We start from the raw sequence: 14,920 nt of genomic DNA, 5'->3' as shown, positions 1-14,920 counted from the left end.
ACCCCTAGGTCGATCTTTCGCCGACGTGGGACGCATGTCCATCGCTTTTGGCCCCACGCAAGCGCAAGGCGTTGGTGATGACCGACGCCGAGCTCAGGCTCATCGCCAGCGCCGCGATCATCGGCGACAGCAGCCAGCCCGTGAACGGGAACAGCACGCCCGCGGCCAGCGGCACGCCCAGGGCGTTGTAGAGAAAGGCGAAGCCGAGGTTCTGTTTCATGTTGGCGATGGTCTGCTCTGAGATCACGCGCGCCTGCGCAATGCCGCGCAGGTCGCCCTTGACCAGCGTCACCTGGGCGCTGTTCATCGCGACATCGGTGCCGGTGCCCATCGCCACGCCGACGTCGGCCTTGGCGAGCGCGGGCGCGTCGTTGATGCCGTCGCCCGCCATCGCGACGATGCGGCCTTCGCGCTGCAGCCTGTCGACCAGCGCGAGCTTGTCGGCGGGTTTCACTTCGCCGTGCACCTCGTCGATGCCCAGCTTCGCGGCGACGGCCCGGGCGGTAGTCAACCCGTCTCCCGTGGCCATGATGATCCGCAGGCCCGAGGCCTTGAGCACGGCCAGCGCCTCCAGCGTGGTGGGCTTGATCGGGTCCGAGACCGCGAGCAGGCCGGCCGGCTGGCCGTCCACCGCCAGGAACATGACGCTGGCGCCCTCGGCCCGCATGGCCTCGGCCTGCGGCTTGAGGTCGTCGACGCGCACGCGCAGTTGGTCCATGAGCGCCGTGTTGCCGAGCGCCAGCTTCCGGCCGCCCACGCTGCCGCTCACGCCGATGCCGCTGCTGGATTCGAAACCGTCGGGCGTGTCCAGCGCCAGGTTGCGCTCTCGCGCCGCCCGCACGATGGCATCGGCCAGCGGGTGTTCGCTTCCCTGGTCCAGGCTGGCCGCAAGGCGCAGCACCTCATCTTCGGTGAAGCCTGGCGCGGGCACCGCGCGCTCGAACTGCGGTCGGCCTTCCGTCAGGGTGCCGGTCTTGTCGACGATGAGCGCATCGACCTTGCGGAAGTTCTCAATCGCCGCGGCATCGCGGAACAGCACGCCCTGCGTGGCCGCCTTGCCCGTCGCCACCATGATCGACATCGGCGTGGCGAGGCCGAGTGCACAGGGGCAGGCAATGATGAGCACTGCCACGGCGTTGATCAGGCCGTAGACCCAGCTCGGCTGCGGTCCGAAGAATCCCCAAGCGAAGAATGTCAGCACCGCGATGCCGATGACGGTCATGACGAAGTAGCCGGCGACGTGATCGGCCATGCGTTGCATCGGCGCTCTGGAGCGTTGAGCCTGCGCGACCATTTGGACGATGCTCGCCAGAACGGTCTGCGAGCCGACCTTTTCCGACTGCATCACCAGGGCGCCGTTGGTGTTCAACGTCGCACCGATGAGCTTGTCGCCGACTCGCTTGGTCACGGGCAATGGCTCACCTGTCAGCATGGACTCGTCGACGGCGCTGCTGCCTTCGATCACCACGCCGTCCACGGGCACTTTTTCTCCCGGCCTGACGCGCAGCTTGTCTCCGACGTGCACATGGCCGATGGGGACGTCTTCCTCCGTGCCGTCGGCGCCGATCCGGCGTGCCGTCTTGGGCGCGAGACCCAGCAGAGATTTGATGGCTGCGGAGGTTTGCGAACGTGCCTTGAGCTCGAGGATCTGCCCCAGCAAGGTCAAAGAAATGATCACCGCAGCCGCTTCGAAATACACCGCCACGCGCCCCATCGAAACGAACGAGGCGGGAAATACGTGCGGCGCTACTGTGGCGACCACGCTGTAGATGAACGCGGCGGCTGTGCCCAGACCGATCAGGGTCCACATGTTCGGGCTGCGGTTCGCCACGGATTGCACCGCGCGCTCGAAGAACGGCCACCCGGCCCACAGCACGATCGGCACGGCGAGCACGAGTTCGATCCAGCTCTGCGTGCCCATCTCGAACCACTGCAGGCGGTGGCCGGCCATGGCGAGCACGGTGACGACGACGGTGAGCGGCAACGTCCAGAAAAAGCGCCGCTTGAAGTCCTTCAGTTCGGGATCTTCCCCCTCGTCGAGCGTCGGCATCTCGGGCTCCAGCGTCATGCCGCACTTGGGGCAGTTGCCTGGGTGGTCCTGTCGGATCTCCGGATGCATGGGGCAGGTGTAGATCGTGCCCGGAGGACCGGGTTGAGCCGGCTGCGCGGGTGCAAGCACGAGCGGCGCCGCCGGCTGCGCGCCGCGCTTTGCGTACTTGTCTGGGTTGGCCTCAAACTTGGCTTTGCAACCCGGACTACAGAAATAGACCGGCCCGCCTTCGTGCTGCAAGACGTGCGTGGACCGCGTGGTCACCGTCATCCCGCAAACGGGATCCTTCAGAATCGCATCGGTCTCAGGCGAAGGTTCTCCGGAGGCGGGCGGGTGCGCCCCGTGATGCCCCTGGTGGTGTTCATGCGGGTTGGAAGGCGTAGGGTTCATTCGAGTTCTCCAACGAAAAATTGGCTGGATGCACCCCACACGGCAGTGCATTCAGTCCGCACAGGCCAGCATGAGACCACCAGCCGATTGAGGCCGCTGTCCCGTGCGGGCGGATCACTTCGGCGGGTAGCCGGCTTCCGTCAGGGCCGCGGTCACAGACTCACGGTCCTCGGCGCTGTCGACGCGCAACGTTTTGGTCGGCAGGTCGACTTCGATCTTCGCCGTGGCGTCCAGATTCTTCACGGCCTGAGCGATCCGGCTCGCGCAGCCACCGCAGGACATCGACTGGATGACGAACTCTTGCATGAGAGACTCCTTGGTTGAAATTGATCCCAGTGTCAGGCTTGACATCGTGTGAAGGTCAAGCGACTTGCGCCAGATCCTCCAACCGTGTGGCCCCTTGCATTCAGGCTTCCACCTCGAGGACCATCATCAGGCCGCCGCCTCCGTCCTGCTCGACGTTGTTGTTGGTCGTGTGGTGCGGGATGTGGCAGTGGACCAGCCATTTTCCGGGCCGCAAGGCCTTCCATATCACGTCGTAGCGCTGACCGGGGCCGACATTGACGGTGTCGGCCTGGAAGCGCGCCGCCTCTGGCAGGACGTACCCGTCCCTTGCGACGACAGTGAACGGGCCGCCGTGAACGTGCATGGGGTGCACGAAGTTGTTGTTGCTACCCACGAACCTGAGTTTGATCGTCTCGCCGACCTTCATCTTCACCGTGTCGGTTGCGGGAAATGCCTTGCCGTTGATGGTGAAGTAGTTGGGAAGACCGCCTTCCATCAGCATGGCGGGATAGGTCAGGCCTTCGCGCTTGAGCCACTCCTGCAACTGCAACACGTACTCATGATCGGCCTTGGGGGCCTCCTGCGGGCTCTTGGGATCGATGATCAGCGCACCGTACAGGCCGAAGGCCTGCTGACGATCGACATGATCGTGTGTGTGATAGAAAAATGTCCCAGCCTGCTCGGCCGTGAACTCATAGGTGTACGAGTCGCCGGGCTGAATCGGCTTCTGCGTAATCTTGGCGGGGCCGTCCATCTCGTTCGGCAAGATCAAGCCGTGCCAGTGCACCGTGGTGCTTTCGGGCAAGCGGTTCGTCACCTTGATGCGCACGCGATCACCTTCCGTGACACGAATCCTCGGACCCGGAATCGTTGCATTGAACGCATAGCCGTCGACCGTCACATCCGGGAGGATGTTCCAACGGATGACGCTGGTCTCGAGATTGAAGACCTTGACTCCGTTGTCCAGCGTCGGGACCAGATCCACGTCGCCACGGGCCTGCGCTGCGGCAGCCTGTGTGACCAGACGCGGGTGGATGGCCGACATGTCGCGCATGGCATCGCCCGGAGTGTCCCAGCCCATGATCATCGACGGCGGCATGATGGCACCGCGCACGTCCCGGTTCGACAGGCGCATGTTCACGAACATCGCTGGCATCGTCATGCCGGCGAGCAGCATGAGCGTGGTCGTCATGGTCACTGCGGCCAGTTGTGGTCGCGTCACATTGGGGCGCATGCGGTGGCCATTGCGGCCGCCATGTCCATCTTTGTTGGGCTGCGTGCCGTGCGCGTGGCCGGCAGGAGCGTCAGTTGGCGCTTTTTCCTGGAGCGAGCCTTCTTCATGGCCCGCGTGAGCACCAGGACCACCGTGCCCCGTATTGGTTGGCGTGCCGTGCGCCGCCGTAGCCATTGCGGCGATCCCATGATCGCCTTTCGCGGGCATGTCCGATTGGCCGCCGGTTGCCTTCTCGGGCCGACGTTCGGTCATCAATCCGTGCTTCATCTTGCGCGACACCATCCAGACGTTCACCGGGTAGGCCACCACAAACCCAACGGCCACGCCCAAGGACATCACGCCCCAGAAGACGAGTTCGGTCGGGTCCATGGCGCGCATGTCCCGGCCCATCATCAGCAGCGCCATCACCGGCGCCATGCCCGCCATCATCGCGTTCATGCTGATGAACTCCGGCATGAAGGACTTCTTGACGTTCTCCAGATACGTGCCACCCATCGTGTTCTTCATGAAAAGGGCCTGAAAGATGAAGAGGCCGAACGCAAAACCTGCGACGTACTCCACAATCAGATCGATCCACATCGGAAGGCCCAGCACCGCGGTCACGACCGCCGCCAGGATGATCCCGGTCGCATCGCCCGCAACGCAGTGGATCGTCGAGCCCACGCCCTGTTTCCACAGCGGCTTGATGAATTCTTCGTGCTCTCCAGGGGCCGGCTCCTTGTCCGCCATCACGTACAGCAGAAGGCCCAAAGGCCCCAGGTACAGGGTGACGAGGATGAACCCCCACTTCATCACCACCGGTTCTGGGTTATGGCGCAACTGGTCCCAGGCAACGTAGGCCGTCGACAAGGCCGCCAGCACGAACCAGACAGCGAGGAAGTAATCAATCGGCTGAGCGAACATGGAGGTTCCCTTTTCAATAGGCCGGACGAGGCAATTCGCAGGCACAGTGAGTCGGCGTCCTCGTGGCTTGGTTCGTCGAGGGGAGCCGCAAAGGGCCTGAAGGCACACCGACAAAGACGCCGTCGGGTCTCTCAGACTGGCCGGTGATGGACACGATGTCTGTCAGACGCTCGCTCTACCAGGACGAGGTGGTCATCGACCGCCCCGTCGACGGCGTTTGGCTTTCCTCGAGCCACCCAGGCGAGCCGAGCCCTGGTGTTTATCGCCAGCGGAATTTCCCTTTCGATGTTTCCGGCGTTGCCACACGATGACGGCCACGAAGATGACCACTCCCATGAGCCAGGCGATGAACATCGTGCCGACAACATTGGTTGAAACCCATCGCCCCGTCACATACATGCCTACCTCCTAAGGCGAGGGCAGTTCTGGACGCATGGTGTCGTTCAATGCAGCCCCGCGATGTAGTCGGACACGGCCTTGATCTCGCGATCGTTGAGCTTGGCTGCAACGCCGCTCATGGGCACACTGTTGAGTCGCACCCCATCGCGAAACGCGGTCAGCTGAGCAGCGATGTATTCGGCGTGCTGTCCGCCCAGTCGCGGGTACTGGATCGGGATACCGGCGCCGTTGGGACTGTGACAGCCCGCGCAGGCCGGGACACTGCGCTCCCCGATGCCGCCGCGATAGATCCGCTCGCCCAGTGCCACCAGATCCTTGTCTTTCGCAAACCCCGGCTTGATGGGCTTGGAACCCAGGAACCAGGCAACGTCGCGCATTTCCTGCTCGGACAGCATCGCGGCCATGCCGCTCATGACCGGGCTCTTGCGTTTGCCGGATTTGAATTCCTTGAGTTGCTTGACCAGGTACTCGGGATGCTGCTGAGACAGCTTGGGATTGGCGGGGATGGCCGAGTTCCCATCCGCGCTGTGGCACGCGGCGCACGACTTTCCATTGAAAACGACTTCGCCGTTTGCAATGTCGGGTTTCGATTTGGCGGAAACCCTGTCAATCGACGCCGGTGCGGCAGGATCGGCCGCGAACGAAAAACCTGAAGCGAGTCCACCGAGGGTGAAGAGAAGAAGGGACGCAAACAATTTCATGAGGTGCTCAGGTTTGTGATGGGCTGGCTGCAAAGATGGCTGGAGGTCGTGTGGAGGCCGCGTCAGCCACCAGACGCTCGTGCATGCGACAGCACGCGAATGGGTGTGCCGCACCTGACGACGTTGGTCGAGACGACATCGCCCAGCTCGACGGCCGTCGCAGGATTCAGCATCACGATGTGCGCGTGGCGCTGCCCTGTGGAACGATCGACCAGGACGGCGAAGCGCTGCACTACAAGATCGTCGGCACTGGCCGTCTTCCTGCAATCCGTGCGCCCGCCGCGCTGAATCTCGTTCGCGCGGCCGAACTCGACGAGCTCGCCTGTACGCCAGCCGTCCTGAAAATCGCGATGCTGCCGGTAGAAATCGGCGCAGCCCGTCAGACCGGCGGAAATCGCCACAACGAGAATCCTGTTCGCAACAGAATGCGCCATCACGATGGTGCGATGCCTCGACTTCCCCGTGTCGACGGCAGGCAACGTAGATCCCGACCTTCCGGGACTGGCCAAGGCCTGTCGACGCCCTGCTTGGCGCTGCTCAAATGGCAAAGTAAAGGCCACTGAATGTCGGGAAGCATCGCTCGGGAAATCCCGGCAGGTAGAGTGAACGCTCGGGAACCTGCCACTGGTCGCGAAGGGTGTAGCCCAGCGCTTCGATTTCCGTGATGAAGCGTTGGCGGTTGTAGACGTGCATCGGCGCAAAGCAGCCAGCGCCGGCGTTCTGCGTCGTGACGTAGTCCTCGCCGTCGTAGAGTGGGAGCTTGTTCAGCAAGACATGCCGCGGCCGCATCTCGCACCGTTGCAGCAGGTCGCCAGGACGCGCGTTCTCCAGATAGTGCAGGGAGCCTGCAGCGATCCAGATGTCGTTTCCGTTCAGCGCCTGCGCCAGGCCGTCGACGAAGCTCAGTGCACCGGCCCCGGCACTGCTGGCCATTTCCCGTCCGATGGAAGCAATAGCAGGCACTTCGACGACGCGCCAGGACAAGCCACGAGGCATGTCGAAATAGCGGCGATACGCGTAGAAGTGCACGCCCACCGAGCCGCCGATGTCGAGCACCTTGGTGGCACCGTCTCTGAACGCGCGTTCGAGCCACCACATCACGGGGTAGTCGTATGCGAACACCTTCTTCGTGCGGACATTCACGTACTCTTCCGCCAAAGCTGCGTGGTCGAATTCCGGACTGTCAGGCAGCCAATCCCGCGCTTCGGAAAAGTTGTCGAAGACGCCGAAGTAACTGCCGAACCCGGCCTCGGAAAAGAACTGCTGGCGTCGCCAGCGCCGCAACGCCGGCCGGGTGACCGGTCCCTCCAGGATCTTCCGAACGACTTGCGAAGCACTCGAGTAAGCCATTCTTTCCTCCATCCTTCGGTGGTCGCTGCCTGTCTATTTCTGACGCGCTCAGCGGGCCGATTCGATCTTCGTGACAACGATCTTGCCGTCGATCTTTTCCGCCTGGAAACGGACCTTGGCGCCCGTCTCGAGCTTGTCGAGCATGGCGTCGTCCTTGACCCCGAACACCATCGTCATGCCAGGCATGTCGAGGTTCTTGAGCGGGCCGTGCTTGATCGTGAGCTTCTTGTTGTCCTTGTCCACCTTGCGGACCTCGCCTTCGGTGAGGTCCGAGGCAGCGGCCGCGTCCGAGGGGGCCTTCTCGGACATGCCCGGCATATCGGTCGTGGATTTGGAGGACTGCGCGCCGGCTGCGCCAGCGAACGAGAGTGCGGCAACGAATGCCAAGAGGGCGATGCGGATGTTTGACATGATGATCTCCTGTGCTATGAATGAATTTGGAGTCCCGCCGCGTTCCGATGGAAGTGCGCGGCGGGAGTTCTCGCTTACTTCCCGGTTTTGGTCACGTTCACGGCGCCCTTCATGCCGGCGTCGTAGTGGCCGGGCTGCAGACACGCGAAGTCGACTTTGCCGGCCTTGGTGAACTGCCAGACGATCTCGCCGGTCTTGCCCGCGGCCAGCGTCACCATGTTCGGATCGGAGTGCTCCATCTCCGGGTTCTTCTTCATGACTTCGTAGTGCTCCTTGAGCTCCTTCTCGGTCCCGATCACGAGCTCATGCTTGAGCTGGCCGGAGTTCTTGATGACGAAGCGCACGGTCTCGCCTTGTTTGACGCTGATGTCGGCCGGCGTGAAGCGCATGCTGTCGGTCATGTCGACGTTGATCGTGCGCGTCGATTTCGTAGCCACGCCGGGCTTGCCGACCGCCTCGTTGGCATCGTGGCCGTGACCACCTGCGTGGGTGCCGGATGCCGAAGCGCCGGCAGCGGCCAAGGCCACGAGTGCTGCGAGAGCCGTGTTGCGGAAAGTGTGTTTCATGGGTTTTTCCTTTGAGAGCTGGAGGTGGGAACGGAGGGTGAGAAAACTAGTGACTCGAGTGGCCGCTGCCGGGCTTTCGAATCTGGACTTCGATGTTCTTGGCAGGCATGTTCTGAGCAGGCATCGCTGCGGCGCCGGCGCCGCGTTGGCGCGAGGTCTCTGGCGGCGGCCCATTCAGTTCGTAGGCGACGGTGCCCTTCGGGTGCTTGAACCAGCCGGGGTTCGAGTAATCACCGGCCTTCTGGTTTTTGCGCACCTTGACCATGCTGAACATGCCGCCCATCTCGACCGAGCCGAACGGACCTTCGCCGGTCATCATTCGCGCGGTGTTGTCGGGAATCGGCATTTCCATCTCGGCCATGTCGGCCATGCCGCGCTCGCCCATCACCATGTAGTCGGGCACCAGGCTTGTGATCTGCTTGGCCACGTCCTTGTGGTCCAGGCCAATCATGGTCGGTACGTCGTGGCCCATGGCGTTCATCGTGTGATGGCTCTTGTGGCAGTGGAAGGCCCAGTCGCCTTCCTCGTCGGCCAGGAACTCGATCTGGCGCATCTGTCCGACCGCCACGTCGGCCGTCACCTCGTACTGGCGCGAAGACTTGGGCGTCGGGCCGCCATCGGTGCCCGTGACCAGGAACTCGTGCCCGTGCAAGTGCATCGGGTGATTCGTCATCGTCAGGTTGCCAATGCGGATGCGCACCTTGTCGTTGAGCCGCACATTGAGCGAGTCGATGCCCGGAAAGATCCGGCTGTTCCAGGACCACAGGTTGAAGTCCAGCATCGTCATGATCTTGGGCGTGGCACTGCCGGGCTCCACGTCGTAGGCGTTGAGCAGGAACACGAAGTCGCGGTCGACCTTCTCGATCAGCGGATGCTCGGCCTTGGGGTGCGTGACCCAGAAACCCATCATGCCCATCGCCATCTGCGTCATCTCGTCCGCATGCGGGTGGTACATGAAAGTGCCCGGGCGGCGTGCCACGAACTCGTAGACGAAGGTTTTTCCTGGGCGGATCGGCGGCTGGTTCAGCCCGGCGACACCGTCCATACCGTTGGGCAAGCGCTGGCCGTGCCAGTGCACGCTGGTGTGCTCGGGTAGCTTGTTGGTCACGAAGATACGCACGCGGTCGCCTTCGACCACCTCGATGGTCGGGCCGGGCGACTGGCCGTTGTAGCCCCACAGGTTGGCCTTGAAGCCGGGCGCCATCTCGCGCACCACGGGCTCGGCCACCAGGTGGAATTCCTTGACGCCGTTGTTCATCCGCCAGGGCAAGGTCCAGCCGTTGAGCGTGACCACAGGGTTGTAAGGGCGTCCGCTCGAAGGCATCAACGGCGGCATGGTGTTGGGCGTGGTCTGGAGCACGGGCTCGGGCAAGGCGGCCATGGCCACCTTGCTCACGCTGGCCGCGGCGATGGCGCCCGTGATGGCACCCGCACCGCTCAAAAAATTGCGTCTGTTTGTCATGTCATTCAAATCGGTTGGAGAGCTCAGGTAGTGGGCTCAGTGGGCCGGGCCAGCGGAAGCGCCTTCGCCACCCGAACTGGCCATCGAGGCGCCCATGGATGTGGGTTTGCCCATCACAGAAGCCGCCAGCGCGGCATCGGCCAGCCAGAACTGCTGCTGGGCATTGATCGCGTTGGTCACGCTGGCGATCTGGTCGCGTGCTTCGGCCAACAGCTCGAAAACGCCGATCAGCATGCCGTTGTAGCGAAGGACGTTCTCGTCGGCCATCGCCTGGCGCAGCGGCACGATTTCGTCGCGGTAGTGCCGCGCGATGTCGTAGGCCGTGCGGTAGGCCGAGTACCCCTCACGCAACTGCGAAGAGGCGCCGCGCACGGTGGCGTCGTAGCGGTTGGCCGCGGCCAGCGACTGCGCGTTCAACATGTCGCGCTGCGCCGATCCCCAGTCGAACAGCGGCAGACGGATGTCGAGCTCGAAACCCCGGCGGGTGCTCTTTGTGTTTTCCGCGTTGTCGAACACCGTGTCGCGCCGACCGCCCACCTCGACGTCGATGAAGGTCGACAGCAGGTTGATGCCTTGCGATTTGCCCGCGACATCCAACTGCGCGCGTGCCAGTTGGACATCCAGTCGCTGTTCGGTCGCGGTTGCCGCGACTTCCTTCGCCTCGCGAGGGGCCTTGGGCAAGTCAGGCAAACGTTCGGGCAAGGTCAGTTTGGTGGCCTGCTCATCGTTCAACCCCAGGACGCGAACCAACTCTTCGCGCGCAGCGGTGGTGGCGTGCTGTGCCGAGGCGAGCTGGGTGGTCGCGTCGGCGTAGAAAACCTGTTGGCGTGCACGCTGCAGCTTGGAGAAATTCCCAATGAGCTGCATCCGGCGCGCGAGTTCGGCACTGGCCTGGGCCGACTTGTTGACCTGCTCGGCATACTTCAGCGACTGCTGTGCAGCGACCGCACGCACCCAGGCCTGCTTGACCTGCGTGACCTGGTCGACCACGGCGCCGGTCAGTTGGACTTTGGCCTGGGCGGCCTGGCTCCTGGAGATCGACAGGCGTTGCGGCAACAGGATGAGATCCACGAGTCCGAACGACAACAGGCGCTCGAGCTCGAGCTCGCTGTTCAGGCGGGTTCGTGCGAACGACAGGATCGGGTTCGGCAGCCGGCTGCTCTGGTTGGTCGCGGCGATGTCGCCCCAGCTCTGAGCGATCAGGGCCTGGACGGATGGGCTGTTGGCCAGCGCAAGCTGCACCGCGTCACTCTGCGACAGCGGTTTGGCGAGCAGTTCCTGCGACAGCGCGGCGCGGCGGTCGCGCTGCTCTTGGGTCCGGCTGAGCTCGAGCTTCCCGCCGGTGAACTGCTGGGCATTGGCATTGGTGTCGCTCAGGGCGTCGTCGATGCTGACGGATGCGCATCCGGCGAGGACAGCCGTCGCGACGGCAATGGCTGTCAAACGAAGGGCGCGCCTCATGGCTTCTCCTTCTTCGCAGGCATGGGCATCGAATGGCCTGGCTGCGCGGCCGGCGCAGCGGCTGTGCCCTTAGGTGATTCGGTCTCGCCCGCGCCGGAGCCTCCTGAAGCCTCCTTGGCGTAGGCCTGCCAGCCACCGCGGCGGTAGACCGTCTCGTTGGCTTCTTTCCAGGGGATGGGCTTTTCGTCGGCAAAGGGCTGATAGCCCTCGAGCGCGGACTTGTAGATCAGGACTGTGGGCGCCGCAGCCTCAGCGGACTTCGCGGGCGCGGGCTGAGCCACCGCAACAGCGGCACTCAGGGTCGCCAAAGCGGCGAACGCAGCCAAGGCGGGAAAAGCTGCCAACCAACGGGTCGGCGATGAATGGAACATGGAGTCCTCGCAAGTTCATGAACGGAGTACGTCAGAGCTGCCCGAAAAGGCATGACGCAGGCGATGCATGAGCGTTCGCGGCGGCCCGTGACGAGAGTCACAGGCGCACGAACGCGTTAAGCGCGAGGAGGTTTGTCGAGAACGCGCGGAGCGAGCGTGGCCACCGTGATGGCTGGCTCCGCCAGGTCGGCTTTGGGAAGGTCGTGGAAAACGGCCACGTCCATCGTGCTGGTCAGCGCCGTGGCATGGCATGCGCCGCAGGTACCGCACTTGTGCATCGCATCAGGCTCGGCACTCGCTGTCTTGGCGGTGCTGTCCTTTGTGGGAGGCTTGGCAGCCTGTGCCGCCTTGTGCTCGTGATCGCCGTGCCCGTCCGCATGAGGGTGGCGGGCATGGTCGTGCGCGCCGGGCTGTGCGAGCGACACTTCGGCCGCCGCACCGGCGTGACCAGGTCCGCAAAAGACCATGGCTGCCGCCGCGTACCCCTGAAAAGGCACGGCGAACATCATGATCCAAAGGACGAACAGGCGAACCCGGTGCATGTGGCGAATTCTAAGTCGAGCGGTGTGTCAAGAAGCCTGTATGGACATCCAGTTTGTACGCAACCCTCAGGGCTGCGCTTGTGCGCGAGCCTTGCTCGCATCACCTCTGGGCGCTGGCAGAGGCGCACCGAGCCTTGCTGCCGCATCCCAGTTGGGTTGCTTCTGCGCGGCTTCCAGTTCGGCCACCACTTCGGCGCGCGACTTGGCGACTCCGACCTTCGGCGTACTCATCGATCCCCAGCGCAGCATGCTGGCCCCGGCAGGGGTTTTCTGCGCGTCCGCGAGTTCAGCTGATACCTGAGCCTGGGATTTGGCCTGTCCCGCTTCACCCGGGTGGTAGACCACGCCGGCTTCGTTGGGCGCAAAGTGGGACGGGCCTTCCGCGTAGGCTGCAAACGGCGCAACGAATGCAGCGCCTGCGCCAACGGCAAGTGCGAGCGAGAGGATTTGACGGTTCTTCATGATAGGTCTCCTTCGATGAGTTGCTCGACTTCGCGAGCTGCACTGAACGCGTCGGCATCGACCACCGAGCCGGCGATGCCAGTCAACTGGCTGGCATGCAATGACTCTAGGAAGCCACTCCGCCAATCACCCGCCACGTGGATTACAAAGAAGTAATCCACGCTCGCGACCCCGCGCCGTAGCATTCAACGATGCGAATCCTGGTCATCGAAGACGAACACAAATTGGGCGACTACCTCGTCAAGGGCCTGACTGAGAGCGGCTTCGTGGTAGACCTCGCGCGCTCCGGCCTTGAGGGGCGCAGCCTCGCCTTGGACGGCGACTACGACCTGCTGGTGCTGGACGTGATGCTGCCGGGCATCGATGGTTTTGCCGTTCTGGAGGCCCTGCGCAAATCCAAGTCGATGCCTGTGCTGATGCTTACAGCCCGAGATGAAGTGGCGGACCGTGTGCGTGGACTTCAAAGCGGTGCGGATGACTACCTTGCCAAGCCCTTCGCGTTTTCCGAACTGCTCGCCCGGATCCAGGCGCTGCTGCGCCGCGGCAAATTGCACGAGGTGTCCAACTACACGCTCAAAGACCTGAACCTCGATGTAGTGGCGCGCAAGGCGACGCGCAACGGGCTTCGACTGGAGCTGACTGCCAAGGAGTTCGCGCTGCTGACGCTGCTCATGCGCCGCCAAGGCAATGTGCTGTCGCGCACCCAGTTGGCCGAGCAGGTATGGGACATCAATTTCGACAGCGACACCAACATCGTGGAAGTGGCCATCCGGCGGCTGCGCAGCAAGATCGACGATCCTTTTGACGAGAAGCTGCTGCACACGGTACGCGGCATGGGGTACGTGCTGGAGAGCCGGCAAGGCGGCATCCCGTGAGCGCCGCCAAGACCGTGGCAGAAGGACTGAGCCCGGCCACCGACATCGTGGCAGTCCCGCCAGAGGGGCGTGCGCAGGCCATCACGGCGCATGCGCAGGGCACTGGATCCATCCAGGCCGCACTGTCGCGCTGGTTTGCAGCCCAGGCCTTGATCGGTCTCAGCTTGGTGTGCGTGGCGATCTACGCCGTCACCGCCTGGAGCTTCCAGGTCAAGCAGGCCAGCGAGTTCGAGCGCCAGTCCGAGTTGATCAAGCACCTGATTCAGGAATCGCGCGATGACCCGGGGCGCGACGGACTGCGCCACAAGCTGGACGACTTCTTTTCGACCCACGCGGAGATCAGTCTCGTGTTGCGCAGTGGCGACGAGATCATCTATTCGTCCGCGCCGGCTCGGACCTCGGGGCGCTGGGTGTGGATGCCCATGCAGGAGCAGCCGATGCCGTCGGGCGACGCTGCGATGCAGCTGCAGCTTGGCATCGATGTCCGGGAGGACGCCAAGATTCTGGCTCGGCTGGCTTGGACGCTCGTGGGTGCGGTGGTCCTCGGCTCGGCGGTCATCTCGCTGACCGGCGCCTTGCTGGTGCATCGGGGGATGCAGCCATTGAAGAAGCTCGTTCAGCAGACTGCCGCGACCGGGCCGGAGCATCCGGGGCGACGCATCGATCCCGCCCCGTATGCCTCCGAGATCACGCCGTGGGTGGCGCAGTTCAATGCGGTGCTCGATCGCGCCGAACAGGCCTATCAGCAGCTGGAATCCTTCAATGCGGATGTGGCCCATGAACTGCGCACCCCGCTGGCCAACCTGATCGGGATGGTCGAGGTCGAGTTGGCCCGGCCGCGATCGATCGAGGAACTTCGGGACGCCTTGCTGTCGGCGCTGGAAGAGGCGAGACGGGTCTCCGCGATCGTGATCGACATGCTCTTCCTGTCGAAGGCGGACCGCGGGACGGTGGCGCGCCGATCCGCGCCAGTCAGTCTCGCCGACCAGGTGCGAACGGTGCTGGATTTCCACGAGGCCATGCTGGAAGACACAGGCCTGAGGGTCCACGTCAGCGGCGACGCGCGCATCGGCATCGATGCAGGGCTGGTGCGCCGTGCGTTGTCGAACCTGTTGAGCAATGCGAGCCGCTATGCGACGCCCGGCTCCACGATCGCGGTAGTGATCGACACGCAGTCCGACGGCGTCTGGGTCAAGGTTGCCAATCGCGGTGAACCGGTCGCAGCCGAGGTTCTGCCCAATCTTTTCAAGCGGTTCTTCCGGGCAGAGCGGTCTCGCACCGACTCGTCAGAACACCATGGGCTTGGCTTGGCGATCGTGGCCGCCATCGCACGAATGCATGGCGGCCAGACCCGTGCTACATCCCGCTCGGGTGTCACCGAGATCAGCTTTTCGATAACGCCAGAAAGTTGATGTGCGTTGCCCGGCATGCGGCGCGCTTCACTGAACAAGGGGCGCC

At 63.7% G+C, this 14,920-nt stretch carries 15 protein-coding genes; 2 read left to right on the top strand and 13 right to left on the bottom strand.

Annotated elements, in window-relative coordinates; all coding sequences use genetic code 11:
- Nucleotides 1-4 precede the first annotated feature (4 nt).
- The 13 genes from R0232_RS06210 to R0232_RS06150 all read right to left on the bottom strand — a co-directional run bounded on the left by R0232_RS06210 (nucleotide 5) and on the right by R0232_RS06150 (nucleotide 12,587).
- Nucleotides 5-2,440, bottom strand: a complete 2,436-nt coding sequence (locus R0232_RS06210) for a heavy metal translocating P-type ATPase (protein ID WP_431511563.1) — start codon at nucleotides 2,438-2,440, stop codon at nucleotides 5-7.
- 114 nt (nucleotides 2,441-2,554) lie between these two features.
- Nucleotides 2,555-2,746 (bottom strand): heavy-metal-associated domain-containing protein, encoded by a 192-nt coding sequence (locus R0232_RS06205; protein WP_119554502.1) that lies wholly within the window; start codon nucleotides 2,744-2,746, stop codon nucleotides 2,555-2,557.
- Nucleotides 2,747-2,846: 100 nt separating this feature from the next.
- Complete coding sequence (locus tag R0232_RS06200; protein ID WP_431511562.1) at nucleotides 2,847-4,862, bottom strand: DUF4396 domain-containing protein; 2,016 nt, start codon at nucleotides 4,860-4,862, stop codon at nucleotides 2,847-2,849.
- A 443-nt stretch (nucleotides 4,863-5,305) separates the two neighbouring features.
- On the bottom strand, nucleotides 5,306-5,962 hold the full coding sequence (locus R0232_RS06195; protein ID WP_431511561.1) for a c-type cytochrome: 657 nt from the start codon (nucleotides 5,960-5,962) through the stop codon (nucleotides 5,306-5,308).
- 62 nt (nucleotides 5,963-6,024) lie between these two features.
- Nucleotides 6,025-6,441, bottom strand: coding sequence for a hypothetical protein (locus R0232_RS06190; RefSeq protein ID WP_431511560.1), 417 nt, complete (start codon nucleotides 6,439-6,441; stop codon nucleotides 6,025-6,027).
- Between the two features lie 58 nt (nucleotides 6,442-6,499).
- On the bottom strand, nucleotides 6,500-7,312 hold the full coding sequence (locus R0232_RS06185) for a methyltransferase, TIGR04325 family (RefSeq protein WP_431511559.1): 813 nt from the start codon (nucleotides 7,310-7,312) through the stop codon (nucleotides 6,500-6,502).
- A 48-nt stretch (nucleotides 7,313-7,360) separates the two neighbouring features.
- Entirely contained in the window at nucleotides 7,361-7,723 is a 363-nt protein-coding gene (locus R0232_RS06180) for a copper-binding protein (protein ID WP_431511558.1), read from the bottom strand.
- A gap of 74 nt (nucleotides 7,724-7,797) precedes the next feature.
- Nucleotides 7,798-8,289 (bottom strand): cupredoxin domain-containing protein, encoded by a 492-nt coding sequence (locus tag R0232_RS06175; RefSeq protein ID WP_431511557.1) that lies wholly within the window; start codon nucleotides 8,287-8,289, stop codon nucleotides 7,798-7,800.
- A gap of 46 nt (nucleotides 8,290-8,335) precedes the next feature.
- The gene (locus R0232_RS06170; RefSeq protein ID WP_431511556.1) at nucleotides 8,336-9,751 is read right to left on the bottom strand and encodes a multicopper oxidase family protein; all 1,416 of its coding nucleotides are present in this window, start codon (nucleotides 9,749-9,751) and stop codon (nucleotides 8,336-8,338) included.
- Nucleotides 9,752-9,787: 36 nt separating this feature from the next.
- On the bottom strand, nucleotides 9,788-11,212 hold the full coding sequence (locus R0232_RS06165) for a TolC family protein (RefSeq protein ID WP_431511555.1): 1,425 nt from the start codon (nucleotides 11,210-11,212) through the stop codon (nucleotides 9,788-9,790).
- Entirely contained in the window at nucleotides 11,209-11,583 is a 375-nt protein-coding gene (locus R0232_RS06160; protein ID WP_431511554.1) for a hypothetical protein, read from the bottom strand. Before R0232_RS06160 ends, R0232_RS06165 begins: the two co-directional genes overlap by 4 nt.
- A 116-nt stretch (nucleotides 11,584-11,699) precedes the next feature.
- Complete coding sequence (locus R0232_RS06155) at nucleotides 11,700-12,125, bottom strand: hypothetical protein (protein WP_431511553.1); 426 nt, start codon at nucleotides 12,123-12,125, stop codon at nucleotides 11,700-11,702.
- 66 nt (nucleotides 12,126-12,191) lie between these two features.
- The gene (locus tag R0232_RS06150; protein WP_431511552.1) at nucleotides 12,192-12,587 is read right to left on the bottom strand and encodes a hypothetical protein; all 396 of its coding nucleotides are present in this window, start codon (nucleotides 12,585-12,587) and stop codon (nucleotides 12,192-12,194) included.
- Between the two features lie 191 nt (nucleotides 12,588-12,778).
- Between R0232_RS06150 and R0232_RS06145 the strand changes: the two genes are divergently transcribed.
- Nucleotides 12,779-13,462: a heavy metal response regulator transcription factor gene (locus R0232_RS06145; protein ID WP_431511551.1), complete on the top strand. Its 684-nt coding sequence runs from the start codon at nucleotides 12,779-12,781 to the stop codon at nucleotides 13,460-13,462.
- Nucleotides 13,459-14,874: a heavy metal sensor histidine kinase gene (locus R0232_RS06140; RefSeq protein WP_431511550.1), complete on the top strand. Its 1,416-nt coding sequence runs from the start codon at nucleotides 13,459-13,461 to the stop codon at nucleotides 14,872-14,874. The genes R0232_RS06145 and R0232_RS06140 overlap by 4 nt, the downstream gene beginning before the upstream one ends.
- Nucleotides 14,875-14,920 lie beyond the last annotated feature (46 nt).

The sequence above is a fragment of the Variovorax sp. DAIF25 genome (assembly GCF_050711835.1).
In the GTDB taxonomy this organism is placed as follows: domain Bacteria; phylum Pseudomonadota; class Gammaproteobacteria; order Burkholderiales; family Burkholderiaceae_C; genus Variovorax.
The sequence above is the reverse complement of the archived record's forward strand: the minus strand, read 5'-3'. Positions and strand labels throughout refer to the sequence as shown.

Coding starts and splice junctions, on each gene's coding strand:
- R0232_RS06210 (WP_431511563.1), bottom strand. CDS start 2,440: ATGAACCCTACGCCTTCCAACCCGCATGAACACCACCAGGGGCATCAC.
- R0232_RS06205 (WP_119554502.1), bottom strand. CDS start 2,746: ATGCAAGAGTTCGTCATCCAGTCGATGTCCTGCGGTGGCTGCGCGAGC.
- R0232_RS06200 (WP_431511562.1), bottom strand. CDS start 4,862: ATGTTCGCTCAGCCGATTGATTACTTCCTCGCTGTCTGGTTCGTGCTG.
- R0232_RS06195 (WP_431511561.1), bottom strand. CDS start 5,962: ATGAAATTGTTTGCGTCCCTTCTTCTCTTCACCCTCGGTGGACTCGCT.
- R0232_RS06185 (WP_431511559.1), bottom strand. CDS start 7,312: ATGGCTTACTCGAGTGCTTCGCAAGTCGTTCGGAAGATCCTGGAGGGA.
- R0232_RS06180 (WP_431511558.1), bottom strand. CDS start 7,723: ATGTCAAACATCCGCATCGCCCTCTTGGCATTCGTTGCCGCACTCTCG.
- R0232_RS06175 (WP_431511557.1), bottom strand. CDS start 8,289: ATGAAACACACTTTCCGCAACACGGCTCTCGCAGCACTCGTGGCCTTG.
- R0232_RS06170 (WP_431511556.1), bottom strand. CDS start 9,751: ATGACAAACAGACGCAATTTTTTGAGCGGTGCGGGTGCCATCACGGGC.
- R0232_RS06165 (WP_431511555.1), bottom strand. CDS start 11,212: ATGAGGCGCGCCCTTCGTTTGACAGCCATTGCCGTCGCGACGGCTGTC.
- R0232_RS06160 (WP_431511554.1), bottom strand. CDS start 11,583: ATGTTCCATTCATCGCCGACCCGTTGGTTGGCAGCTTTTCCCGCCTTG.
- R0232_RS06155 (WP_431511553.1), bottom strand. CDS start 12,125: ATGCACCGGGTTCGCCTGTTCGTCCTTTGGATCATGATGTTCGCCGTG.
- R0232_RS06150 (WP_431511552.1), bottom strand. CDS start 12,587: ATGAAGAACCGTCAAATCCTCTCGCTCGCACTTGCCGTTGGCGCAGGC.
- R0232_RS06145 (WP_431511551.1), top strand. CDS start 12,779: ATGCGAATCCTGGTCATCGAAGACGAACACAAATTGGGCGACTACCTC.